The organism is Allobosea sp. Root483D1 (genome assembly GCF_001429505.1).
Classification (GTDB): Bacteria; Pseudomonadota; Alphaproteobacteria; order Rhizobiales; family Beijerinckiaceae; genus Allobosea.
In genome coordinates, this window is record NZ_LMJW01000011.1 from 243,648 (window position 1) to 267,822 (window position 24,175).

Here is a 24,175-nt window from a genome sequence, read left to right on the forward strand (position 1 = left end):
CAAGGGATGAATGCGCCAGTGAAGACCGTCCGCCAGCTCGAATCCTTCATCGCCGGAGAGTGGGTCCGCGGCGCCGGCAAGGCCGTGCCGCTGCTCGATGCCGCGACCGGGGCGGAGGTCGCGCTGATCGATGCCGGTGGGATCGACATGAAGCGCGCCCTGGCACATGGCCGCGAGGCCGGCGGGCCGGCGCTGCGCAAGCTCAGTTTCCATGAGCGCGCCTTGATGCTGAAGGCGCTCGGCCAGGCGCTGATGGAGGCGAAGGAGGAGTTCTACGCGCTCTCGACCGCGACCGGCGCGACGCGCACCGACAGCTGGATCGACATCGAGGGCGGCGTCGGCACCTTGCTGTCCTATGCCTCGAAAGGCCGGCGCGAATTGCCGAACACGCGCACCCTCGTCGACGGCGATGTCGAGGCGCTCTCGCGCGACAACAGCTTCTCCGGCCAGCATATCCTGACGCCGCTGGAAGGCGTCGCGATCCACATCAACGCCTTCAATTTCCCGTGCTGGGGCATGCTGGAGAAGCTCGCGCCGACGCTGCTCGCCGGCATGCCGGCGCTGATCAAGCCGGCGAGCCAGACCGCCTATCTGACCGAATTGATGGTGCGCAGGATCATCGCGACCGGCATCCTGCCCAAGGGGGCGCTGCAACTGATCAGCGGCTCGGTCGGCGATCTGCTCGACCATGTCGACTGCCAGGATGTCGTGACCTTCACCGGCTCGGCCGCGACCGGGCGCAAGCTCCGGACCCACAAGGCGATCGTCGAGAATTCGGTGCGCTTCACCATGGAGGCGGATTCGCTCAACGCCGCGATCCTCGGGCCGGATGCAGTTGCAGGGACCGAGGAGTTCGACCTCTTCGTCAAGGAGGTCGCCCGCGAGATGACGGTGAAGGCCGGGCAGAAATGCACGGCGATCCGCCGGGTGATAGCGCCCCGCAAGACGGTCGAGCCGCTGATCAAAGCGCTTGGCGAGCGTCTCGCCAAGACCGCGCTCGGCAACCCGGCCGAGGAGGCGACGCGGATGGGCCCGCTCGCCAGTCTGGCGCAACGTGACGAGGTCCGCGCCCGCATCGCCGAATTGCGCGGCGATGCCGAGATCGTGGCCGGCGATCCCCGCAAAGCCAATCTCACTTCGGGCGACGCCGAAGCCGGCGCCTTCTTGAGCCCGGTGCTGCTCTATTGCGACAAGCCCGGCTCCGCCCGGGCGGTGCACGATGTCGAGGCCTTCGGGCCGGTCAGCACGATCATCCCCTATGAGACGGCAGACGAGGCCGCGGAGCTCGCGCGGCGCGGCAAGGGCAGCCTCGTCGCCTCGGTCTTCACCAATGACTCCGCTTTCGCCCGCGAGGCCGTAGAGGCGCTCGGGCCGTGGCATGGCCGCGTCATGCTCGGCAACCGCGTCAGCGCCAAGTCCTCGACCGGCCATGGCTCGCCACTGCCGGTCCTGGTCCATGGCGGACCCGGCCGCGCCGGCGGCGGCGAGGAGCTCGGCGGCATGCGCGCCGTCAAACACTACATGCAGCGCACCGCCGTCCAGGGCGCGCCCTGGCTGCTGTCGGAAGTCACCGGGCGCTGGATGCAAGGTGCTCAGACGCGCCAGGATGGCATCCATCCCTTCCGCAAATCGCTGGCCGAGCTAGAGATCGGCGACCAGCTCGTCACGGCTTCACGCGCGGTGACGCTGGAGGACATCGAGCATTTCGCCCATTTCACCGGCGACACCTTCTACGCTCATATGGACGAGGAGGCGGCCAAGGCGAACCCGTTCTTCGACGGCCGCGTCGCGCATGGCTATCTGATCGTCTCCTTCGCGGCCGGCCTCTTCGTGGATCCGGCACCGGGCCCGGTGCTCGCCAATTACGGCGTCGACGCGTTGCGCTTCCTCACCCCGGTCAACCCGGGCGACGCGCTGCAGGTGACGCTGACCTGCAAGCAGATCAATCCGCGTGAAACCGAAGAGTACGGCGAGGTGCGTTGGGACTGCACGGTCAGCAACCAGGAGGCCCAGCTTGTCGCGCAATACGACGTGCTGACGATGGTGGCGAAGAACTGGTCGCAGTAGCCTCGACGCCAAGAAAAGCGGTGCCGGTCACACCGGCACCGGCCCGTGCACCTTGATCTCCCTCAAGACGAGGTTGGTGCGGACATTGGCGATGCCCGGCAGCCTGAACAGGAAGTGCTCCAGGAAATCGTTGTAGGCATCCTTGTCGCGACAGACGACATGCAGATGGTAATCGGCCTCGCCGGTGGTCGCGAAGCATTCCAGCACCTCGGGGCGCCCGGCCACGCGTGAGATGAAGGTCGTCACGTGGTCGGCCTCGTGGCGAACCAGCGCGACATGCACGATCGCGCTGAAGGCGAGCCCAGCCTTGGCCGGATCGACGACCGCGCGATAGCTTGAGATCACGCCGGCTTCCTCGAGCGCCCGCACCCGCCGCCAGCAGGCGGAGGCCGACATGCCCACGCCCTCGGCCAGCTCCTGATTGGAGATGCGGGCATCCGCCTGCAGCAGCGTGATCAGCCTGCGGTCCTGTTCGGTGAGCTCCATTACTCCGCTCTGAAAGGATTGTCCCTAATCGAGCGCATGGTTGGTCAATTCTACCGATGCGGCAACGGAAATCGGCAAATCAGACAAATCTTTCCAACTGCCCGAGTTTAGAATCTCCCGAATAAATCTTTCGGGAGGCCACGCCATGGCCAGTATCGCGTCGACCAGTCCGCTCGCCGACTATGCGCTCGGTGACCGCTACACCCGGGCCTCCGGGCGCGTTTTCCTGACCGGCACCCAGGCTCTCGTCAGGATCGCGCTCGATCAGGCCCGGCGTGACCGCGCTGCAGGCCTCGACACGGCGGGTTTCATTTCCGGCTACCGTGGTTCGCCGCTCGGCGGCGTCGATCTCGAACTATGGCGCGCCACCGATCTGGTGAAGCAGCACGGCATCGCGTTCCTGCCGGCCGTCAACGAAGACCTCGCCGCCACCGCCGTTCTCGGCTCGCAGCAGGTCGAGTCCAATCCGGACAGGACGGTTCAGGGCGTCTTCGGCCTCTGGTACGGCAAGGGCCCTGGTGTCGACCGGGCCGGTGATGCACTGAAGCACGGCAACGCCTATGGCTCGTCGCCTCATGGTGGCGTGCTGGTCGTCGCCGGCGACGACCATGGCTGCGTGTCGTCATCGATGCCGCACCAATCCGACGTCGCCTTCATGGCCTGGTTCATGCCGACGCTGAATCCGGCTTCGGTCGGAGAATATCTCGCTTTCGGCGAGTATGGCTACGCGCTGTCGCGCTATTCCGGCATGTGGGTCGGTTTCAAGGCGATCTCGGAGACGGTCGAGAGCGGCCAGTCGGTCGAATTGCCGGAGCCGCGGCTGTTCGAGGAGCCTGCTTACACGCCGCCTTCCACCGGGCTGCATTATCGCTGGCCGGACCTGCCCGGACCGCAGATCGAGGAGCGCATGGAGGCGAAGAAGATGGCCGTCTTCGCCTTCGCCGAGGCGAATCCGATCGACCGGCGCATCTACGACATTCCGGGTGCATCCTTCGGCATCGTCACCACCGGCAAGGCGCATCTCGACCTGATGGAGGCGCTGCGCCTGCTCGGCCTGGACGAAGAGGCCTGCCGGAGCCACGGCATCGACATCTACAAGGTCGGGATGGTCTGGCCGCTAGCGCGCCGGTCGGCGCTGGAGTTCGTGCGCGGCAAAAGTGAGATTCTCGTCGTCGAGGAGAAGCGCGGCATCATCGAGAGCCAGCTCAAGGAATATTTCTACGACTATCCCGGGCATAAGCCGCATTCCATGGTCGGCAAGCGCGACGAGGACGGCAATCGCCTGATCTCGTGGATCGGCGAACTCTCGCCGCGCCTGCTCGCGCCCATCGTTGCGAAACGGCTGGATGCGCTGTTCCCCGATCTGCGCCTCTCCGAGCGCGCCGCGGCTCTTGTTCCAGAGACCGGCCGCATCATCCAGGTGCCGGGTGCGACCCGCACGCCCTATTTCTGCTCCGGCTGCCCGCACAACACCTCGACCAAGGTGCCTGAGGGATCAAAGGCCCTGGCGGGGATCGGCTGCCATTTCATGGCAAGCTGGATGGACCGCGAGACCACGTCCTTGATCCAGATGGGCGGCGAAGGCGTAAACTGGGCGGCGTCCTCCCTGTTCACCGGCAGGGGACACATCTTCCAGAACCTCGGCGAAGGCACCTATTACCATTCCGGCTCGATGGCGATCCGCCAGGCGGTCGCCGCCAAGGCGAACATCACCTACAAGATCCTGTTCAACGACGCCGTCGCCATGACCGGCGGCCAGCCGGTCGACGGGCCGATCAGCGTACACGCGATTGCGCAGGAGGTCCGTGCCGAAGGCGTCGTGCGCATCGCACTGGTCTCCGACCAGCCGGAAAAGTTCGCGCCCGCCAGCCTGCCTGATGGCGTCACCATCCACCATCGCCGTGAGCTCGATGCGGTCCAGCGCGAACTGCGCGAGATCAAGGGCGTCTCGGTGCTGATCTACGAGCAGGCCTGCGCCACCGAGAAGCGCCGCCGGCGCAAGCGCGGCACGATGGTCGACCCGCAGCGCTTCGCCACCATCAACGATCTCGTCTGCGAGGGCTGTGGCGATTGCTCGGTGGCGTCGAACTGCCTCAGCGTCGAGCCGAAGGAGACGCCGTTCGGCCGCAAGCGGCAGATCAACCTCTCCAACTGCAACAAGGATTTTTCCTGCCTCGACGGCTTCTGCCCGAGCTTCGTGACGGTGGAGGGGGCTGTTCGCAGAAAGAAGCAGGGAAGCGGGGATGACTTTGCCGGCCGCGCCGCGCTGCTGCCGACGCCGGCCCTGCCGTCACTCGACAGGCCCTACGACCTCCTCGTCACCGGCGTCGGCGGCACCGGCGTCGTCACGGTCGGCGCGCTGATCGCCATGGCGGCCCATCTCGAAGGCAAGGGCAGCTCGGTGCTCGACTTCACCGGCTTCGCCCAGAAGTTCGGGCCGGTGCTGTCCTTCCTGCGGCTCGCCGCAACACCCGAGGCGGTCAATCAGGTTCGCATCGACAATGGCTCGACTGACGCGCTGATCGGCTGCGACATCGTCGTCTCGTCCTCGCCCAAGGCCTCGGCAACTTACCGGTCCGGCATGCGAGTCCTGGTCAACCTGGCCGAGATGCCGACCGGGGACATCGTGCGCCGTCGCGACGCCGACCTCGCGACACGCCGCCGGCTGAAGGAGATCGAACAGGTTGCCGGCGCCGAAAACGTCCGCGCCATCGATGCCAATGCGCTGGCGGAACTGCTGTTCGGCGATGCCGTCTTCGCCAACATCGTCATGCTCGGCCATGCCTGGCAGCAGGGGCTGGTTCCCGTCGGGCTCGACGCCTTGCACCGCGCCATCGACCTCAACGGCGTCGCGGTCGAGCGCAATCGAGAGGCCTTTGCCGCCGGGCAGCTCGCGGCCGCCGACCCGGCTGCCTTCGCGCCGGCCCCGGCCGCTTTCGAGACGGAAAACCTCGACGAGCTGATCGCCCGGCGCGAGCGCTTCCTCGTCGATTATCAGGATGCGGCCTGGGCGCGGCGTTACCGGGCTGGTGTCGACAAGGTCCGCGCGGCGGAAAGGCCTTTCGGCAGCGAAGCGGTCACCGACGCGGTCGCTCGCTCGCTGTTCAAGCTGATGTCCTACAAGGACGAATACGAGGTTGCGCGGCTCCATATGCAGACCGGCTTCCTCGACGAGCTCCGGCGCAATTTCGCCGGCGATTTCAAGGTCAACTACCACTTTGCCCCGCCCTTCCTCGGAGGCGACAAGGATGCGCGCGGGCGGTCGCTGAAGCGGCAATTCGGGCAATGGATCCAGACGCCGCTGCGGCTGATGGCCAGGCTCAAGGGCTTGCGCGGCACGGCCTTCGATGTGTTTGGCTATACGGCGGAGCGCAAGATGGAGCGCGCGCTGATCGGCTGGTACGAAGGCCTCATCGACGAGATGGTGGCGCGGCTGCCTTCGCAAACGCCGGACGCCTTGGTGGCGCTCGCCAAGGCGCCGATGGACATCCGTGGCTACGGCCCGGTGAAGGACGCGGCCGTCGCAGAGGTCAAGGCGACTGTAGCCAAGCTGCAGAAAGAGGCTTCGGTGCCCACTGCCAAACAAGCCGCCTGATCGGGTTTTGCAATTGGCGCGGCCGCTATTTCATCGCCGCGGCGCCGTCGAGGAACAGCGTGGTGATCATGTCGGCATAGCCTTCGCGGCTGAGTGCGCCGCTGGGCCGGAACCAAGTGTAGACCCAGTTCAGGATGCCGAACAGCGACATGGTGACCGGCGTCACGCCGGCCCGGCTCTGCGCCAGCGCCGGATTGATGTCGGTCAGGACGTCGGAGAACGCCTTGACGATGCGGCGCTCCATTTCCCGCAGCTCCAACCTCTGGGGTTCGGTGAGCGAGCCCGTGCCGTTGAGCAGCACCAGATGGAAGTTCGCGGCGGTGCGGTAGTTCTCGAGGACCCCGCCGATCAGGTGGCGCAGCCGCGCCCGCGGCTCGAGATCGGGCCGGTCGGCCTCGCCGATCGCCGCTTCCAGCTCGATGAGATGGGTGCGGCCGATATCGAAGATCAGCAAATCCTTGCTCGGATAGTAATGATAGAGCAAGGCCTTGGAGACGTTGTTCTCCTGGGCGATCTGCGCCATCGAGGCGCGCTCCATGCCGAGCTTGGCGAAGACGGCCGCGGCGCTATCGAGGATGCTGCGCCGCTTATCGTCGAAATCTGCAGCCCTGGTCCGGGCCATCGCCTGTCACCCTTTCGGCCGGTTGTCGACGACGCGCCTGGCTTTGCCCGCCGAACGCTCGACCGAATCGGGGTCGCCGACCCTCACTTTGGTGCTCACTCCCACCACGCTTTTGATGTGGTGTGCAAGTTCCCTGGCGGATGCGGCGCGCGCATCCACAGCGGCGGCGTGCGGCATGGCCTCGACATGCACGACCATGTCGTCCATCCGCCCGGCGCGCACCAGCTCGATCTGAAAATGCGGAGCCAGCCCAGCGCATTTCAACAGCTGCTCCTCGATCTGCGTCGGGAAGATGTTGACGCCGCGCAGGATCATCATGTCGTCGCAGCGGCCGGTGATCTTTTCGATGCGGCGCATCGCCCGCGCCGTGCCGGGCAGAAGCCGCGTCAGGTCGCGCGTGCGATAGCGGATGATAGGCAGCGCCTCCTTGGTCAGCGAGGTGAAGACCAGCTCGCCGAGCTCGCCGTCGGGAAGGACCTCGCCGGTCTCGGGATCGATGATCTCGGGATAGAAATGGTCTTCCCAGATATGCAGCCCGTCCTTGGTCTCGACGCATTCGCAGGCGACGCCGGGTCCGATCACCTCCGACAGGCCGTAGATGTCGACGGCATGCATGTCGAAATCCTGCTGGATCTCCTCGCGCATGGCGTTGGTCCAAGGCTCGGCGCCAAAGATGCCGACTGCCAGCGACGAGCTGCGCGGGTCGATGCCCTGGCGGCGGAACTCATCCAGGATCGACAGCATGTAGGAGGGCGTCACCATGATGATGCGCGGCTTGAAGTCCTGGATCAGCGTCACCTGGCGCTCGGTCATGCCGCCGGAGATCGGGATCACCGTGCAGCCGAGCTTCTCAGCGCCGTAGTGTGCGCCCAAGCCGCCCGTGAACAGGCCATAGCCATAGGCGACATGGCAGATATCGCCGGAGCGACCGCCCGCTGCCCGGATCGAGCGCGCCACACAGGTCGCCCACATCTCGATGTCGTTCTGCGTATAGCCGACGACCGTCGGCTTGCCGGTGGTGCCGGAGGAGGCATGGATCCGAGCTATTCTTTCGCGCGGCACCGCGAACATCCCGAACGGATAGGTGTCGCGCAGGTCCTTCTTCACCGTGAACGGGAATTTCGAGAGGTCTGACAGTGTCCCGAGATCGCCGGGATGGACGCCGGCCTTGTCGAACTGCGCCCGGTAATGCGGCGAGTTGCGATAGGCATGGTCGAGCGTCGTCTTCAGCCGATCGAGCTGGAGCGCCGTGATCTCGTCGCGGGAGGCTGTTTCGATGGGGTCGAGATCGCCCGGGCGGGGCGAAAGGTCTTCCATAGGTTTCCTCCGTTTGGTTTTTGGCTCGGCCCGAGCGCTCAGCCCGGCACGGGTATCGGCGTTCCCTTGACGGTGCGGGAGTGGCCGCGGAATTCCGCGACGTGCTCGCCGTTCTGGTTCGTCACCTTGATGTCGTAGATGCCGCCGCGGCCGATGCGCGAGATCTCGCCGGCGCTGGCGGTCAACCGATCACCCTCGAAGGCGGGTCGCAGGAACGTCACCGAGCAATGCTGCGCGACGGTGTTCTGGTTGTAGCTGTTGCAGGCGAAGGCGAAGGCCGAGTCGGCCAAAGTGAAGATGTAGCCGCCATGACAGGTCTTGTGGCCGTTGGTCATGACCGCCGTGACGGTCATCGACAGCCGCGCCTCGCCCGGGCCGACCGCATCGAGGCTCATGCCCAGGCTGCGGGAGGCGAGATCCTTCTCCCACATCGCCTCGGCGGAGGCCCGGGCGACGGCAACCGGATCGGAGAAGTCGAGGCTCATCGTCCGCTGAACTCGGGCTGGCGCTTGTCGAGGAAGGCGAGGACGCCCTCGGCATAGTCGGCGCTGCGTCCGGCGCGGCGCTGCAGGTCGCGCTCGAGATCGAGCTGCTGGTCGAGCGTGTTGCCGGCCGAAGCCTGGATCGCCTGCTTGATCAGGCCGAGCCCGAAGGTCGGGCCGGCCGCGAGCTTCCTGCCGAGCGCCTCGGCTTCGGTCTCCAGCTCGGCGTCGTCGACGACGCGCCAGATCAGGCCCCAGGCCGCGGCGGTCTCCGCCGTGAGCGGCTCTGCCGTCAGGGCGAGCGCCTTGGCGCGCGCTTCGCCGAGCAGTTGGGCGAGGCTCCAGGTCCCGCCGGAATCGGGAACGAGGCCGATCTTGGAAAAGGCCTGGATGAACTTCGCCGAGCGGGCCGCGAGAACGATGTCGCAAGCGATCGCGATATTGGCGCCGGCGCCGGCAGCGACGCCGTTGACCGCGCAGATGACCGGCTTGTCGAGGCTGCGGATCTGGCGGATCAGCGGATTATAGAAGGTCTCGATGGTACGGCCGAGGTCCGGGGCGGTCTCTTTGCGCGGGTCGCGGTCGCCCAGGTCCTGGCCAGCGCAGAACCCCCGGCCTGCGCCGGTGAGCAGCACCGCGCGGACAGCACTTTCGTCGTGCGCGCGCTGCAATCCGGCGCGCAGCGCCAAGTGCATCTCGTCATTGAAGGAATTCAGCTTGTCCGGGCGATTGAGCGTCAACCGGAGCAGGCCGTCGGCGAGCGCCACCTTGACCGTATCGGACATGCGCTTTCCTCCCATGCAGTCGCGGCCTTTGAGCCGTCGCTTCAAAAAATCCCTTGCATAGTCCGAACGGTCGGTCAATTATTAAGTCAACGAAGGCGCGAATTGGTCTCGGGAAAAGGTTGCGAACCTGATCCGGGGCTCACCACGCGCCACGCTGGGAACGACGACGACCGCGCTCTGAGCGTTCAGCCGCGCGGCGACGAACTCAATAAAAAACACGTGGCACTCGGAGGAAACAATGAAGCTCAACGTTTTCGGCAGCGCGCTTGCGCTGGCGCTCGGCCTTGCGAGCCCGGCCTTCGCCGACATCAAGATCGGCGCCTCGGTCTCCGAGACCGGACCGGCCTCCTCGCTCGGCGACCCCGAGGCCAAGACCCTCAAGCTGCTGGTCGACGAGATCAACGCCGCCGGCGGCGTGCTCGGCCAGAAGCTCAAGCTCTTCCTCTATGACGATGGCGGCGATCCGAACAAGGCACGCACCTTCGCCACGCGCCTGGTCGAGGATGACGGGGTCGTCGCTATCGTCGGCGGCTCGACCACCGGCACCACCATGTCGATCATCTCTGTCGTCGAGAATGCGAAGATCCCGTTCATCTCGCTGGCTGGTGCGATCGAGATCGTCGATCCGGTCAAGCCCTTCGTCTTCAAGACGCCCCACACCGACCGCATGGCCTGCCGCAAGATCTTCGAGGACATGAAGGCGAGGGGCTTCACCAAGATCGCCTTGATCTCCGGCTCCGACGGCTTTGGCGCCTCGATGCGCAAGCAATGCCTCCAGGTCGTCGGCGAGTTCGGCATCACCGTGCTGGCCGAGGAGACCTACGGCCCGAACGACGCGGACATGACCCCGCAGCTCACCAATATCCGCTCCAAGGCGGAGGTGCAGGCGATCCTCAACCCGGGCTTCGGCCAGGGCCCGGCGATCGTGACCCGCAACTATGGCCAGCTCGGCATCAAGACGCCGCTCTACCAGTCGCATGGCGTCGCCTCGAAGAGCTTTATCGACCTTGCCGGCCCGGCCTCCGAAGGCGTGCGCCTGCCCGGCACCGCCGTCCTCGTCGCCAACCTCCTGCCGGCGAACGATCCGCTGAAGGCGGTCGTCACGGCCTACAAGACCAGCTACGAGGCTAAGTTCAACCAGCCTTCCTCCACCTTCGGCGGCTATGCGCATGACGGCCTGCGGCTCCTGGTCGACGCGATCAAGCGCGCCGGCAAGGCCGAGCCACAGGCGATCCGCGACGCACTCGAGGGCACCAAGGGCTTCGTCGGCGTGACCGGCACCTTCAACATGGCGGCAGGCGACCATCTCGGCCTCGACCTCTCGGCCTTCCGGATGCTGGAGGTCAAGCGCGGCGACTGGGCGCTGGCCCAGTAAGGCTGCACTGGTTGAACACCTTCGAGCGACGACAGACGGAGCATGCGCGGGATCCCTCTCCCGGATGGGAGAGGGATAGGGGCGAGGGCCCGCCGTTGATTGTCAGGGCGAGGCGGCGCTGTTGCGCCTTCTACGAATAGGGCAGGCCCTCATCCCTGCCCTTCTCCCACAGGGGAGAAGGGTTCCTCGCGCCCGCATCTCCGTTGTTAGAACGAGGAAGCGACCACCATCGGTCGGCAGCCAGGCACGGCTTGCCACGGGGAGCATAGAGTGGCGGAACTTCTGCAATACCTGTTGTCGGGCGTGACGGTCGGGGCGGTCTACGCGCTCGTCGCGCTCGGCTTCACCCTGATCTACAACGCCTCCGACGTGGTGAACTTCGCTCAGGGCGAGTTCGTCATGCTCGGCGGGATGATCACCTTCTTCGCCTGGCAGGCCGGCATTCCGCTGCCACTGGCCGCGCTGCTGGCCATCCTCGCCGCCGCGACGATCGGCGTGCTCCTCAACAAGCTGGCGATCGAGCCGGCGCGTGGCGCCCCCGTCGCCAGCCTGATCATCATCACGATCGGCGCCTCGATCTTCCTGCGCGGCAGCGCCCAGCTCGTCTTCGACAAGCAGCTCCACCGCTTTCCGAGCTTCTCCGGCGACGATCCGCTCAGGATCTTCGGCGCGACGATGCTGCCGCAGGGCCTCTGGGTCATCGCCGGGGCGGTCGCGATCTTCCTTGCGCTGTGGCTGTTCTTCGCCCGCACGCTGACCGGCAAGGCCGTGCTCGCCACCGCCAACAACCGCATCGCGGCGAGCCTTGTCGGCATCAACCCCAACCACATGATGACCCTGAGCTTCGCCGTCTCGGCAGCGATCGGCGCCCTGGCCGGCGTGCTCGTCACCCCGATCACCCTGACCAGCTACGATCTCGGCGTGGCGATGGCGCTGAAGGGCTTCGCTGCCGCCATGCTCGGCGGCATGGGAGTTCCGGCCGGCGCGCTGGTCGGCGGCCTGCTGCTCGGGCTGATCGAGGCGTTCACTGCCGGCTATATCAGTTCGGTCTACAAGGACGCCGTCGCCTTCGTGCTGATCCTCGCCATCCTGTTCGTGAGGCCACAGGGCCTGTTCGGCCGCAAGGCGATGGACCGGGTGTGACGATGCGCCTCTCCCGCAAGCACCTGACACTCATCATTCTGGCGGTGCTGATCGCGCTGGCGCCGGCCCTCTTCCCGTCGAATTTCTACTACCGGATCGGCGCGCTGATCTTCGTCAACGGGCTCGCGGTCACCGGTCTCGTCGTCCTGATCGGCTTCGCTGGCCAGATCAGCCTCGGCCATGCGGGCTTCGCCGGCATCGGCGCCTATGCCTGCGCGCTGGCGCCGGGCTATCTCGGCCTGCATCCCGGGCTCGCGATGCTGCTCGGTGCCGTGCTTTCAGGCGGCGTCGCCTGGCTGATCGGCCGGCCGATCCTGCGGCTCAAGGGCTATTACCTCGCCGTCGCCACCCTCGGTTTCGGCATCCTCGTCTCGATGGTGCTCGCCAACGAAGCCCGGATCACCGGCGGTCCGGACGGGCGCGAGGTCGCCGAGCTCGGGCTGCGCAGTGCCTTGGCCGCAATCGGCATCGGGCTCACCAACGCGCAGTTCTGGTACGCCGCCACCGGCCTTGCAATGCTCGCCGGTGCCTGGATCGCGCTCAATCTCCAGGACAGCCCCTCGGGCCGGGCGCTGCGCGCTTTGCATGATTCCGAGGTCGCGGCTCTTACGGTTGGCGTCGACGTCGCCCGGCTGAAGCTCTCGGCCTTCGTGATCTCGGCCGTCTACGCCTCGCTCTCGGGCTCGTTGCTGGCGCTGATGAATCGCTTCATCACGCCGGATGTCGCCGGCTTCCTGCACTCGGTCGAGCTGGTGACGATGACCGTGTTCGGCGGCGTCGGCTCGGTGCCGGGCGCCATTCTCGGCGCGGCGACGCTGACGCTGCTGCCGCAGGCACTCACCGTGCTGCAGCAATACGAGAACCTCATCCTTGGCCTGATCATGATGCTGGTGATGATCTTCATGCGCGACGGGCTGCTGCCCTCGCTCATGCGCCGCCTGAAGGGGAGGGGCTGATGACGCTCCTCTCGGTCGAGGGTCTTGGGATCGATTTCGGCGGTCTGCGCGCCGTGAACGATGTCGGCTTTTCGGTCTCGCCGGGCGAGATCGTCTCGGTGATCGGCCCCAATGGCGCCGGCAAGACCACGCTGTTCAACATGATCTCGGGCGTCTACCAGCCCCAGCGCGGCAGGATCGGGCTGGACGGCAACGACGTCACCGGCCTGGCGCCGAACCGGCTGGCCGAGCGTGGCCTGTCGCGCACCTTCCAGAACCTGCAGATCTTCCAGCGCATGAGCGTGCTGGAGAACGCCATGACCGGCTGCCATCTCAAGGAGCGCGGCCCGGTTCTCGGCGACCTCCTCAGCCTGCCGTCCTCGCGGCGCCGGAGCGCTGCGGCAAAGGCCCGGGCGAGCGAGCTTTTGGAGCGTGTCGGCCTCGGCCGCGCCGCCGAGCGAGAGGCCTCATCGCTTTCCTATGGCGCGCTGAAGCGCCTGGAGATCGCCCGGGCTCTGGCGCTCGAGCCGCGCATCCTCTTGCTCGACGAGCCGGCTGCCGGCTGCAACGCGGTCGAGACCGAGGAGATCGACCATCTGATCGCCGAGGTCGCCAAGTCCGGCGTCGCCATCCTCTTGGTCGAGCACGACATGAAGATGGTGATGCGCATCTCCAAGCACATCGTCGTGCTCGATCGCGGCGAGAAGATCGCCGAGGGCGCACCGGCTTCCGTCTCGCGCGATCCCAAGGTGATCGAAGCCTATCTCGGCACGCAATCGGCGGAGGCAGGCGATGCTGTCGGTTGAGGGGCTGCGCTCGCGCTATGGCCGCATCGAAGTCCTGCACGGCGTCGACCTCGAGGTCGGCTCGGGCGAGATCGTCACCGTCGTCGGCGCCAACGGCGCCGGCAAGACGACGCTGCTGCGCTGCATCTCGGGCGTCCAGCCGGCGAGCGGCGGCGCGATCATCTTCCGCGGCGAGGCGCTGAAGGTGATCCCGGCCCATCGCCGTGTCGGCCTGGGCCTCTCGCAATCGCCGGAAGGCCGGCTGATCTTCACCAACCTGACCGTCGAGGAGAATCTGCGGCTCGGCGCCTATCTCTTTGCCGACGAACGGGTCGAGCGCGACATGGCCGACGCCTTCGCCATGTTCCCGATCCTGAAGGAGAAGCGCAATTTGCCGGCCGGCGGCCTCTCCGGCGGCCAGCAGCAGATGCTGGCGATCGGCCGCGCGCTGATGGCCCGACCCGCCTGCCTCCTGCTCGACGAGCCGAGCATGGGGCTGGCGCCGATCCTGGTGGCGCAGATCTTCGATGTCGTGAAGACCCTGAAGTCGCTCGGCGTCACCGTGCTGCTGGTCGAGCAGAACGCCTATGCGGCCCTGCGGATCGCCGATCGCGGCTATGTCATGGAGACCGGCCGCATCAGCATCAGCGGCACAGCCGATGAGCTGATCGCCGATCCGCGGATCCGTGAAGCTTACCTCGGAATCTGACCGGCCTGTGGCGCGTGGTTGCGCTGAGCGGCCCCATCGCGGCATGCGCCTGATAGGGATAGCTGTCGGTCGCGGTGACGCAGCTCAAGCCGGCTCCGGGTAGCCGGAAGCAATCGCCTCCTCCTCCCACCTGTCGAGGACTTCGTAGCGCGCTGCGTCGACAGGCACGAACCGCTCGAGCCGGAGCCTGTCGAGAATCGGGCGGGCTGCGAGAGCATCCGCGCTTGCGAGCAGGGCAGCACGCAACCGCTGCGCCGTGCCCGGATCGAGCAGGGGCGATGCCACCAGGATCGGGATGGGTGCCGGCGCGGTGCTGGCGACGGCGCGAAGGCCATGCGCCGGATCGCCAGGATCCTGCAGCATCAGGTCGAAGGCATAGGAATCGAGCGGCCCGATATCGATCTCGCCGGCGAGCAACGCCTTGACCACGCCGCGCGGCGTGTGGAGCGGGCCGATGCTCTCGCGATAGAGCCGTGATCGCTGCGGCGTGCGCCAGCGCAGCAGATGGTGGCGCAAAGCGTTGAAGCCGGACTGGCTCTCCTCGATCGTGTAGCCGAGCCGGCCTCCGAAGCTGTCCGCAAGACTCCGGATCGGCCCATCGGCGCGGACGACGAGATTGGTCCAGTAGCGCGGCTGGCCACCATAGCCGGCAGATGCCGGCACTGGTGCGGCGAGCGGAACCGGCTTCGGGTCCGCGCGCCGCCAGGGCCTGCCGCACATGAAGACGCAGCCGAGGTCGCCGCGCTGCCAGAGGTCGGCCATCGGCTTCGGGACGCCATGGTCGATGATCTCCAGATCGACGCCGCTCGCCTGCGACAGCCACTGGAAGAAGGCGTCCCAGGCTGCCGCTGCGTCGGCTGTGGCGGCATACATCCGGGCATTGGCGACGAGGCGCATCGGCTGCCGTCCTTCTCAGGCGTAGCGCAGGCGCTGACCGATGCCGAGCCGGCGCGCCTTGGTCAGCATCGCATGGCCGAGCGCGATGTCGGAAAGTGACAGGCCGCGATGCCAGAACAGGTTGGTCTCGTCGTCGCTCTGCCGGCCGGGCTTCAGGCCGGCGACGATCTGGCCGAGCTCGGCATGGAGTGTTTCCGCCGAGAGCTTGCCGGCTTCGACATGGGCACGCAGGCTGCCGAACTTGCCGCCTTTGCACTGGCCCCAGTCGTCGACGACGAGCTTGTCCATGATGTCGGTCAGCGAGAGCTCGATCGCGCTCATCGTCCCATAGGGGACGACGAAGGCGCCCTTCTTGATCCAGCTTGTCTTCAGCATCGGCGCCGGCGCGTCGAGGCGCGACGCCTCGACGATGATGTCGGCGCCTTCGACACAGGACTGCCAGTCATCCGTCGCCACGACCGGCTTGCCGAGGTCGCGGCTGAGCCGCTCGGCGAAGCCGTTGCGGCTCTCGGGCCGGCGCGAATGGACACGGATCTCGTCGAAGTCGAAGATGTGGTTCAGCAGCCGCACGTTCCAGTAGGCGGTGCCGCGCGCGCCGACATGGCCGAGGATCTTCGACCCCTTGCGCGCGAGATATTTCGCGCCGATGGCGGTGACCGCCCCGGTGCGCATGTCGGTGATGGCGCTGGCGTCGAGGAAGGCCTTGGGCACGCCGGTGCGCGGATCGAACAGCAGGAGGCTCGCCAGTTCCGAGGGCAGGCCGTGCTTGTAGTTGTCGACGAAGTCGCCGACGACCTTCACGCCGGCGGAGTCGATCGGCTCCTTCAGTGCGCCGCGCAGCACGTTGAAGTGCCCGTTCGCGACGCCCGGCTCCAGATGAACGCGCGGCTCGATCACGGTCTCGCCACGCCCTTGCGTCGCCAGGCTGGTTTCGATCGCCTCCAGGATCTCGGCATCGGTCATGGCGAGTTCCTCGACGTCGAGGCGGTTGAGGTAGTCCATGTAGATTGCCTTCATCATTCCCTCCGGGTCTGGTTTTAAGGGCGCAAGTCAGGCTTCGCCGCGCGAAGGCGCGGCGCCTCGCGCCGGTTTGGCTTGTCATCGTGCGGTACGGCGGGAGAGGAGCGGCTGTCGGCGCTCCCGTGGTCTCCGGCCTCCGCTCGCTCTTCAGCTCGTCACGACAGCGGCAGTCTCCTGAACACGTCGGGTCTGTCCGGATCGTGGAATTTGTCGAAAGGACCATTCTCGACGAAATGGCGGTGGCAGAAGGCGAGCCTGTCCTGCGACAGCGTCACCCCGATGCCGGGCCCGGTCGGCACGGGCACGAGGTTGTCGCGCGGACGCAACGGGCCTTCCTCGATGACATCGAAAGGCTGCATGTGGAACAGCGACTGCGAGGGTTCGCGGATATGGTGGTGAGCTGCCGCCAAATGCAGGTAGACCGAGCTCGCAATGCCGGAATCCCCAGAATAGCACCAGAAATCGAGACCCATATGCTCGCAGGCGGCGATGAACTTCAGCGCGCGGCCGATGCCGCCATGGACGTTGACATCGGTACAGAAGGCGTCGGGCACGCCGAGCGCCACCGCCCGGCGCAGGTCGGGCGTATGCACCGAGAACGGAATGGCGGTGTGGCGACGCAGCTTGGCCATGTCCTCGAAGGTTGCGACCGGGTCTTCCCAGGCGCGGATGCCGAGCGGTTCGATCGCCCGGGCGATGCGCGTCGCGGTCCCAAGCGAATAGGCCTTGTTGGAATCGACGCGCAGGACGGCGTCCTCGCCAAGTCCTTCGCGTAGCCGCTCCAGCGTCCGGATCGAGGGCTTCGGATCGGCCGTCGAGAGCTTGCCCTCGAACATCGTCGTGCCGAAACGCTCCTTCTGGCGCAGGCAGTAGTCGAGCACGGCCTCCGGGTCGCTCTCGCCGCCGACGCCGCCCTTCTCCTCGCGAAAGGCAAAATAGTCGGTGAAGGCCACGGCGTCGCGCACGCGCCCGCCGAAGAGATCGTGGAGCGGGCGGCCCGAGGCCTTGCCGCGCAGGTCCCACAGCGCCATCTCGACGGCGCCGAAAGCCCGGATGCCGGCGAAGTCGACGTCGGTGTAGACGCCGCGCCAGGACGGCAGGCACAGCCGCTCGCAGGCGGCGATGTCGATGGCGTCCTGCCCGATCAGGCGCGGTGCGAAGACGTTGAGGATGGTGGCGGCGTTGGTGTGGGAGGGGCCTTCGCCGAGACCGACGAGACCGTCCGAGGTCTCGACCTCGACGATGGTCTTGGAGAAGCCCGCGAGCGAGCCATAGGACCAGAGATAGGGCGCTTCCAGCGGGATGTTCACCGGCGTCGCGCGGATGGCGGCGATCTTCATGCGGCGCAGACCTCTTCGATATGGGCCAGCAGGTCCGGATCGACCTCGACGCCATGGGCGCGAGCGGTCATGCGGGCCGATAACCTGCGATCCCCGGGAAGGCGGGCGCCATCCTGCGCCGTGATCGCGGAGAAAAGGCCTTCGATCCGTTCAAGGAAATCGGCGGAGAAGGCCGAGGGGTCGAAGGCGACGATACATTGGCCGACGCCAGATGGCGGGCCGTCGGCGCGGGCATAGGGCGAGGCGTCCTTCGAGAAGTTCGCTCCCGCCAGGCCGGCGGCGAGGATCTCGACGATGAGCGCCAGCATGGCACCCTTGGCCCCTCCGAACGGGGCCATCGAACCGGAGAGCGCTGCGGCGGGATCGGTGGTGGGGCGGCCCTCGTAATCGAAGGCCCAGCCTTCCGGAAGCGGTCCGCCTTTCTTGGCGGCGGCCACGAGCGTGACCTTGGCGACCTGGGTCGTGGCGAGATCGATCACCAGCGGGGGCTTGCCAGCGCGGGGCGCGGCGAAAGCCAGCGGATTCGTGCCGAAGAGCGGCTTGCGCCCGCCCCAAGGGGCCATGTTCGCGGGCGAATTGGTGAAGGCGAGCGCGATCAACCCCTCCGCAGCGATATCCTCGACGGGGTGGCCGACGACGCCGATGGAATAGGAGCGCCGGATGGCGAGGACCGCCGTGCCCACCTCGCGCGCGGCTGCGACGAGAACGGGCCCGGCGCGGTCGAAGGCCGGGTGGGCGAAGCCGTGGCCCGCATCGGCCAGGATGGCGCCGGCGCGCAGGCGTTCGACGCTGGGCTCGGCCCGGCCGTCCACCTTGCCGCTTCTGAGATGCGACAGGTAGGTGCCGAGATAGCCGAGGCCGACGCTGCCGAGGCCATCCTCCTCGGCGCGGCGCACGGAGCGCGCCACCGAGGCGGCGGCCATGTCGCTCGCGCCACAGGCCGCAAGTGTCCGCCTTGCCAGGGTTTCGATCTCATCGAGAGACAGTATCGGCATCAGGCGGCCACCAAGTCGTCGGTCAGCGGGAAATGACAGCGCACGCTCTGCCCTTCTCCGACAGTGCGCAGCTGCGGAGCCTCCTGCGCGCAGCGCGGCGCCGCGCGCGGGCAGCGCGTGTGGAAGCGACAGCCGCTGGGCAGGTTGATCGGGCTCGGGATCTCGCCGCGCAGCACGATCCGCTGCCGGCGTTTGGCCGGATCGACCACGGGATTAGTCGAGAGGAGCGCCGCCGTGTAGGGATGGGCGGGTGTCCGGAACAAGGCGGCCGTCGATGCTTCCTCGACCACCTGCCCGAGATACATCACGACGCTGCGGGTGGTGATCCGCCGGATCACGTTGAGATTGTGGCTGACGATCAGATAGGTCAGCGTGAACTCGTCGTGCAGATCGAGCATCAGGTTGAGCAGCTCGCCCTGAACCGAGACGTCGAGGCCCGCCGTCGGCTCGTCGGCGACGATGACCTGGGAGCGCAGGACGAGCGCGCGCAGGATGGCGACGCGGCGCGCCTGCCCGCCGGAGAGCTGATGCGGGAACTTCTCCATGGCGTTGGCCGGCAGGCCGAGCCGCTTCAGCAGCACCTCGATGCGCGCGCGTCCGTCTTCGAGCGGGAGCCGATGCACATGCAGCGGCTCCTCGACCAGCTTGCGGACCCGCATGCGCGGCGAGAGCGAGGCCACCGCATCCTGCAGCAGCATCTGGACCTCGCGCCGGAAGCCCAGCCTGTCGCGGGCGAGCCGCGCGCCGAGCGGTTCGCCGTCGATCTTCACGGTTCCGGAGGTCGGCTCGCCCAGTCCCATCAGCGTCCGACACAACGTGCTCTTGCCGGAGCCGGATTCGCCGACCAGCCCGACGATCTCGCCACGGTGCAGGTGCAGGGAAACGCCGTCGAGGGCGCGCACCTTGCCGCCGAAGACGACGCTGACGTCCTCCAGCGCGATCACGGGCGTATCGGCGGTCATGGCAGCACCTCGAGCGATCGCTTGCAGGCGGCCTTGCGTCCCTCGCCGACCGGAAGCAGCGCCGGCGGACCCTGCAGGCAGATATCGGCCGCATAGGCGCAGCGGCTGGCGAAGATGCAGGAATCCATCGTCCAGGTCGCGCTCGGGACTTCACCCGGGATGGTGGCCAGACGACCCTCATGGCCCTCCTCGATCTCGCAATCGAGCAAAGCGCGCGTATAGGGATGGCGCGGCCGGGCGAGTACCTCGGCAACCGGGCCGGTCTCGACGATCGAGCCGCCATACATCACGCAGAGATCGTCGCAGAGCTCGGCGACCAGGCCGAGATGGTGCGAGATGAAGACGATCGACCCCGAGAAATCCTGCCGGAGCCGGTCAAACAATTCCACGATCTGCGCTTCCACCGTTGCATCGAGCGCCGTGGTCGGCTCGTCCGCCAGCAGCAGGTCGGGCTCGACCAGCAGCGCCATCGCGATGACGATGCGCTGGCGCATGCCGCCCGACAGCTGGTGCGGATAGGCATCGAGCCGCGCCGACGCGTCGGAGATGCCGACCTTGGTCAGCATGGCGAGGCAGCGGTCCCGGATCTCCTGCCGCGACAGCTGCGGGAAGCGCCGCCGCAGGATGTCGCGCAAATGGGTGCCGACCGTGAAGAGTGGGTTCAGGGCCGTCATCGGATCCTGGAAGATCATGGCGATCTTCCGGCCGCGCCAGTCGTTCATCTCGGCCGGCGACAGCTTGAGCAGGTCGGTGCCGTCGAACAGGATCTCGCCTTCGATGCGGTCGAGATTATTGGGCAGGAGCCGCAGCAGGCAGGACACCAGCGTCGACTTGCCGGAGCCGGATTCGCCGACGACGCCGATGATGCGCCCGCGCGCGAAATCCAGATCGATGCCGCGCAGGATATGAGCCGGGCCCTGGTCGGTCCTGGCGTCGAGCCTGAGGTTGCGAATCGCGACCATCGCCTCAAGAGCAGCGGCCATCTCAATGTCCTCCCCGGTCGAGGCGAGGGTCGACGGCATCGCGCAGCGCTTCCCCGAACAGCGTGAAGCCGAGCGTCGCGACGCCGAGCGCCGCGCTGGCGACGATCACCGGGATCATCGAGTCCGAGAGATATGCGTAGCCGTCGTAGATCAACGTGCCCCAGCTCGCGAGCGGCGGGCGCACGCCGAGCCCGATGAAGGACAGCCCGGCCTCGATGGTGATGACGACCGGGATGTCGATGCTGGCCAGCACGACGAGCGGGCCTGCGATGTTGGGCAGCACATGCGACAGCACGATGCGCGTCGCGGAGGTGCCGAGCAGGCGTTCGGCCTCCATGAAGGGCGCGTTGCGCAGGGTCAGCATCTGGGCGCGGGCGACGCGGCCGAAATGCGGCACCAGCGTCACTGCGACGATCACGGTCACCAGCGCCGTGGAAGGCCCGAACACCGCCACCACCGCCAGCGCCAGGACCAGGCTCGGGAAGGAGGAGATGATGTCGAAGACGATCAGGATCACCCGCTCCCAGCGCGTGCTGAGCGTGGCGGCCAGGATGCCGAGCAGCGTCCCGAGCACCAGGGCGGAGGTGATCGCGATCAGGGCGACCAGCATCGCCACCTGCGCGCCGAAGACGAGGCGGCTGTAGAGATCGCGCCCGAGATGGTCTGTGCCCAGCCAGTGGGCGACTGAGGGGCCGGAGAAGCGGTTGAGGATGTCGAGCGCGTCGGGATCATGCGTCACGATCAGCGGCGCGAGGATGGCGGCGCCGACGACCAAGACGATGATGACGGTGCCGACGGCCCCGGCCAGGGTCGACAGGATGCGGCCGAACGTCTGCCTGATGGCGATGAGGCTCGTCATCGGGAGCCCTGCCGCCGGATGCGCGGGTCGATCGCCGCGTAGCTGATGTCGACGAGCAGGTTCGTCAGCACGAAGATGAGCACCACGACCAGCACCGCCCCCTGTAGCACGGGGAAATTGCGGGTCGAGATCGCGTCGAACATCAGCCGGCCGAGGCCCGGGCGGGCGAAGACGATCTCGATGAGCACGGCGCCACCGAGCAGCCGCCCGACACCCATGCCGAGTACGGCCAGCGTCGGGATGCAGGCGTTCTTCAGCGCGTATTTGTAGGTGACGAGCCGGCCCGGCAGCCCATAGGCGCGCGAGAGCCGGATGAAGTTCTCGCCCATGGTCTCGAGCATGGAGCTGCGCACGAGCCGGGCGATGAAGCCGATCCAGCCGACGCTGAGCGCGATCGTCGGCAGGATCAGGCGTTTGGCCTGGTCGAGCCAGTTGCCCTCCTCGCCGGCGCCGAGCACGGGCAGCCAGTTCAGCCAGATCGCGAAGATGAGCAGGAGGAAAATCGCGATCACGAAGGCCGGGATCGCGATGAAGGCGACGCTGACGAAGGCGAAGACATGATCCAGCACCGAGCCGCGATGCGTCGCCGCATAGCAGCCGAGCGGCACGCCGATGGCGACGGCAAGGCCGATTGCCGTGAAGGTGAGGATGAAGGTGTAGGGCAGCACATCGGCGACGACCCGCGTCACCGGTCGTCCTGACAGGACGTCCGTTCCCAGATTGCCGAGGAGTACGTTGCCGAGGAAGGTGAAGAGGCGCCGGTACCAGGGCTGGTCCAGCCCCATCTCCATGATGAAGCGCTTTGCATATTCGGGCGTCGCGGAAGGCCCCAGCAAGGCGGTTGCCGGATCTCCCGGAACGAGCGCCGACAGCGCGAAGAGCAGGAGCATCGCCCCGAGCACGATCAGGGCCGTGGTCGCCAGCCTGCTGGCGACGTAGTGAGCCGTTTCACTCATCCGGGGCAGCTCCCGTTCCGCGTCGTCGCTCAGGCGCGGGCGAACTGTTCGAGCTGCCAGTCGATCGCGCCGGGCAGGAAGGCCGGTTTGACCGTGCTGCGCCGCACGACATAGGCGACGTCGTTGGTCAGCCAGACGAAGGCGGCGGACTTGTCCATCTCCTGCTGGGCCTTGACGACGATCTCGGCGCGCTTGGCCGGGTCGGCCTCGCTGATCGCGGCCTGTGCGAGCTTGTCGTATTCGGGGCTGTCGAAGCGCTGCCAGTTCCAGATGCCGATCTGGCTCGCGGTGAACCATTGCATCAGGAAGCTCGGGTCGAGCTTGCCGTTGAAGCGCATCATGAACATGTCGAGGGTCTTGCCTGCCTCGCCCTTGCCGGCATCCCAATAGGTGCCGCCTTCGCGGATATCGACATCGGCGGTGATGCCGACCTCCCGGAGCAGGGCCTGCGCGACCAGCGCCATGGTCTGGAAGGCCGGCTGGTTCAGGACGGTGATGCGGGTCTTGATCGCGGTCTGCCCGGCTTCCGCCAGCAGCCGCTTGGCCTCGGCGACGTTACGCTTGTAGACGGGCGCATCCTTCCACTGCCCCAGGATAGGCGCCATGATCAGCGTGTTGAGGCGCGGGGCCTTGCCGTTGAAGCCGGCCAGCAGCATCTGGTCGACATCGAGCGCAAGCCGCACGGCCTGCCGTACGCGGACGTCGGTGAAGGGCGCCTTCTGCATGTTGATGCCGAGCCAGATGAAGGCGAGGCCGGGCTGGCTCTCGACGCTGAGGCCAGATGCGCCGCGCATCGGCTCCGCGATGGCCGGTGGCAGCACGGCGAAGTCGAGCTCACCGGAGCGCAACGCCAGTTCCGCGGTCTTGGGGTCCTGGATGAAGTTGACCTTGACCTCGTCGAAGGCCGGCTGGGGGCCCTTGTAGCCGGAGTTGCGCCGGAGCACCGCGCCACGCTGCTTCTCGACCGAGACGACCTGATACGCGCCGGAGCCGACCGGCTTCGTGTTGTGTTCCGCGCCGCGCGTGGTGACAGCCGTCTTCGAGACGATGCAGCCCGAGCAGTCGCCGATGGCGATCGTCATCAGGCCCGCATTCGGCTGGCTGAGCTTGATGCGCCCGGTATGCGTCCCGGTGACCTCCACCTCCGCCAGCCCCGACCAGTCGGCCTTATAGGGGGAAACCTTGCCGTCGACGGGCGCGACCGCGAAGCGCTCGAACGAGAACTTGACGTCCTCGGCGGTCATCTCGCCGAAGCCGTCGGTGAACATCTGCCCCGGCTTGAGCGTGAATTCGATGAGCGTCGGGCTAACCTGTTTCAGCTCGGAAGCGGCGTCGAGCTCGAGACCAGAACCGTCCAGCTTCAGGGCGGCCAGCCTCTGGAACACGCAGCGGATGACGTTGGCATCGTGCGGGCCGCCGCGGAAGGCCGGGTCGAGCGCGGTGATGTCGCGCTCGATGCGGACGGAGATGCTGTTCTTCTGCTGGGCGAATGCCGAAGAGCGTGCGCCCGATGCGAGAGAAAGCGCCGCCGCGGATGCGCCGACGAACGCACGACGAGACAAGGAACGATCCATGGTGATCCCCTCATTTTGCATTGAGATGCGGGTCGTTGCCCGATCCGTCGAAGCGATCCTTTCCCAATTTGGAAAGGCCGTAAAGTCACGCGGCATGATTTGCATATGCAAAAGAAAATCCATCTGGCAGATCGATGGAACGCAAACTTTCCTTCGCAAGATCGACCGCAAAATAGACTGTTGTTACAGTTGTAATCCTTGGGCGCTCTTGCGAAGTTTTTGGTGACCATTCGCCGCAATGGTATCGTAGCGCAACAGGGTCACTGCGGGCATTCACGGTGGTACGCC

The 24,175-nt window shown here is 66.8% G+C and carries 21 protein-coding genes; 7 read left to right on the forward strand and 14 right to left on the reverse strand.

Annotation, left to right across the window (positions count from 1 at the left end):
- The first annotated feature begins 6 nt into the window (after positions 1-6).
- Positions 7-2,067 carry a phenylacetic acid degradation bifunctional protein PaaZ gene (paaZ, locus tag ASE66_RS10990; protein ID WP_057189653.1) on the forward strand — a complete coding sequence of 687 codons (2,061 nt, stop codon included), beginning with the start codon at positions 7-9 and terminating at the stop codon, positions 2,065-2,067.
- A gap of 27 nt (positions 2,068-2,094) precedes the next feature.
- Here the strand turns inward: paaZ and ASE66_RS10995 are convergent, their stop codons facing one another.
- Positions 2,095-2,553, reverse strand: a complete 459-nt coding sequence (locus ASE66_RS10995; protein WP_057189654.1) for an Lrp/AsnC family transcriptional regulator — start codon at positions 2,551-2,553, stop codon at positions 2,095-2,097.
- A 145-nt stretch (positions 2,554-2,698) separates the two neighbouring features.
- Between ASE66_RS10995 and ASE66_RS11000 the strand changes: the two genes are divergently transcribed.
- Positions 2,699-6,148, forward strand: a complete 3,450-nt coding sequence (locus ASE66_RS11000) for an indolepyruvate ferredoxin oxidoreductase family protein (protein ID WP_057189655.1) — start codon at positions 2,699-2,701, stop codon at positions 6,146-6,148.
- 25 nt (positions 6,149-6,173) lie between these two features.
- Here ASE66_RS11000 and ASE66_RS11005 read toward each other — a convergent pair whose 3' ends face one another.
- From ASE66_RS11005 to paaG, 4 genes are read right to left on the reverse strand one after another with little or no spacing between them, the layout of a single operon-like run.
- Positions 6,174-6,770 carry a TetR/AcrR family transcriptional regulator gene (locus tag ASE66_RS11005; RefSeq protein WP_057189656.1) on the reverse strand — a complete coding sequence of 199 codons (597 nt, stop codon included), beginning with the start codon at positions 6,768-6,770 and terminating at the stop codon, positions 6,174-6,176.
- Between the two features lie 6 nt (positions 6,771-6,776).
- Complete coding sequence (gene paaK, locus ASE66_RS11010) at positions 6,777-8,087, reverse strand: phenylacetate--CoA ligase PaaK (protein WP_057189657.1); 1,311 nt, start codon at positions 8,085-8,087, stop codon at positions 6,777-6,779.
- Positions 8,088-8,125: 38 nt separating this feature from the next.
- Positions 8,126-8,572, reverse strand: coding sequence for a hydroxyphenylacetyl-CoA thioesterase PaaI (gene paaI / locus ASE66_RS11015; protein ID WP_057189658.1), 447 nt, complete (start codon positions 8,570-8,572; stop codon positions 8,126-8,128).
- The gene (gene paaG, locus ASE66_RS11020; RefSeq protein ID WP_057189659.1) at positions 8,569-9,354 is read right to left on the reverse strand and encodes a 2-(1,2-epoxy-1,2-dihydrophenyl)acetyl-CoA isomerase PaaG; all 786 of its coding nucleotides are present in this window, start codon (positions 9,352-9,354) and stop codon (positions 8,569-8,571) included. Before paaG ends, paaI begins: the two co-directional genes overlap by 4 nt.
- A 238-nt stretch (positions 9,355-9,592) precedes the next feature.
- Here paaG and ASE66_RS11025 point away from each other — a divergent pair, with 238 nt between their 5' ends.
- The 5 genes from ASE66_RS11025 (at position 9,593) to ASE66_RS11045 (ending at position 14,301) form a co-directional block, all read left to right on the forward strand.
- A complete protein-coding gene (locus ASE66_RS11025) occupies positions 9,593-10,729 on the forward strand; it encodes an ABC transporter substrate-binding protein (RefSeq protein WP_057189660.1) in 1,137 nt (378 codons plus the stop codon).
- Between the two features lie 270 nt (positions 10,730-10,999).
- Positions 11,000-11,872, forward strand: a complete 873-nt coding sequence (locus tag ASE66_RS11030; RefSeq protein WP_057189661.1) for a branched-chain amino acid ABC transporter permease — start codon at positions 11,000-11,002, stop codon at positions 11,870-11,872.
- Positions 11,873-11,874: 2 nt separating this feature from the next.
- Positions 11,875-12,828, forward strand: coding sequence for a branched-chain amino acid ABC transporter permease (locus ASE66_RS11035; RefSeq protein WP_200964574.1), 954 nt, complete (start codon positions 11,875-11,877; stop codon positions 12,826-12,828).
- A complete protein-coding gene (locus ASE66_RS11040; protein WP_057189663.1) occupies positions 12,828-13,613 on the forward strand; it encodes an ABC transporter ATP-binding protein in 786 nt (261 codons plus the stop codon). The genes ASE66_RS11035 and ASE66_RS11040 overlap by 1 nt, the downstream gene beginning before the upstream one ends.
- On the forward strand, positions 13,600-14,301 hold the full coding sequence (locus ASE66_RS11045) for an ABC transporter ATP-binding protein (RefSeq protein ID WP_057189664.1): 702 nt from the start codon (positions 13,600-13,602) through the stop codon (positions 14,299-14,301). Before ASE66_RS11040 ends, ASE66_RS11045 begins: the two co-directional genes overlap by 14 nt.
- 84 nt (positions 14,302-14,385) lie before the next feature.
- On the opposite strand, the gene ASE66_RS11050 is transcribed toward ASE66_RS11045, so the two are convergent.
- From ASE66_RS11050 to ASE66_RS11090, 9 genes are all read right to left on the reverse strand, one after another.
- Complete coding sequence (locus ASE66_RS11050) at positions 14,386-15,198, reverse strand: phosphate/phosphite/phosphonate ABC transporter substrate-binding protein (RefSeq protein WP_057189665.1); 813 nt, start codon at positions 15,196-15,198, stop codon at positions 14,386-14,388.
- A 15-nt stretch (positions 15,199-15,213) separates the two neighbouring features.
- On the reverse strand, positions 15,214-16,215 hold the full coding sequence (locus ASE66_RS11055; RefSeq protein WP_057189666.1) for an ornithine cyclodeaminase family protein: 1,002 nt from the start codon (positions 16,213-16,215) through the stop codon (positions 15,214-15,216).
- A 158-nt stretch (positions 16,216-16,373) separates the two neighbouring features.
- A complete protein-coding gene (locus ASE66_RS11060; protein WP_057189667.1) occupies positions 16,374-17,558 on the reverse strand; it encodes a mandelate racemase/muconate lactonizing enzyme family protein in 1,185 nt (394 codons plus the stop codon).
- Positions 17,555-18,553 carry an Ldh family oxidoreductase gene (locus tag ASE66_RS11065; RefSeq protein WP_057189668.1) on the reverse strand — a complete coding sequence of 333 codons (999 nt, stop codon included), beginning with the start codon at positions 18,551-18,553 and terminating at the stop codon, positions 17,555-17,557. Before ASE66_RS11065 ends, ASE66_RS11060 begins: the two co-directional genes overlap by 4 nt.
- Positions 18,553-19,515 carry an oligopeptide/dipeptide ABC transporter ATP-binding protein gene (locus ASE66_RS11070; protein WP_057189669.1) on the reverse strand — a complete coding sequence of 321 codons (963 nt, stop codon included), beginning with the start codon at positions 19,513-19,515 and terminating at the stop codon, positions 18,553-18,555. The genes ASE66_RS11065 and ASE66_RS11070 overlap by 1 nt, the downstream gene beginning before the upstream one ends.
- A complete protein-coding gene (locus ASE66_RS11075; RefSeq protein ID WP_057189903.1) occupies positions 19,512-20,498 on the reverse strand; it encodes an ABC transporter ATP-binding protein in 987 nt (328 codons plus the stop codon). Before ASE66_RS11075 ends, ASE66_RS11070 begins: the two co-directional genes overlap by 4 nt.
- Before the next feature lies 1 nt (position 20,499).
- Positions 20,500-21,357, reverse strand: coding sequence for an ABC transporter permease (locus ASE66_RS11080; protein WP_082613349.1), 858 nt, complete (start codon positions 21,355-21,357; stop codon positions 20,500-20,502).
- Positions 21,354-22,313: an ABC transporter permease gene (locus ASE66_RS11085; RefSeq protein WP_200964575.1), complete on the reverse strand. Its 960-nt coding sequence runs from the start codon at positions 22,311-22,313 to the stop codon at positions 21,354-21,356. Before ASE66_RS11085 ends, ASE66_RS11080 begins: the two co-directional genes overlap by 4 nt.
- 29 nt (positions 22,314-22,342) lie before the next feature.
- A complete protein-coding gene (locus ASE66_RS11090; RefSeq protein ID WP_162262471.1) occupies positions 22,343-23,875 on the reverse strand; it encodes an ABC transporter substrate-binding protein in 1,533 nt (510 codons plus the stop codon).
- Between the last annotated feature and the right edge of the window lie 300 nt (positions 23,876-24,175).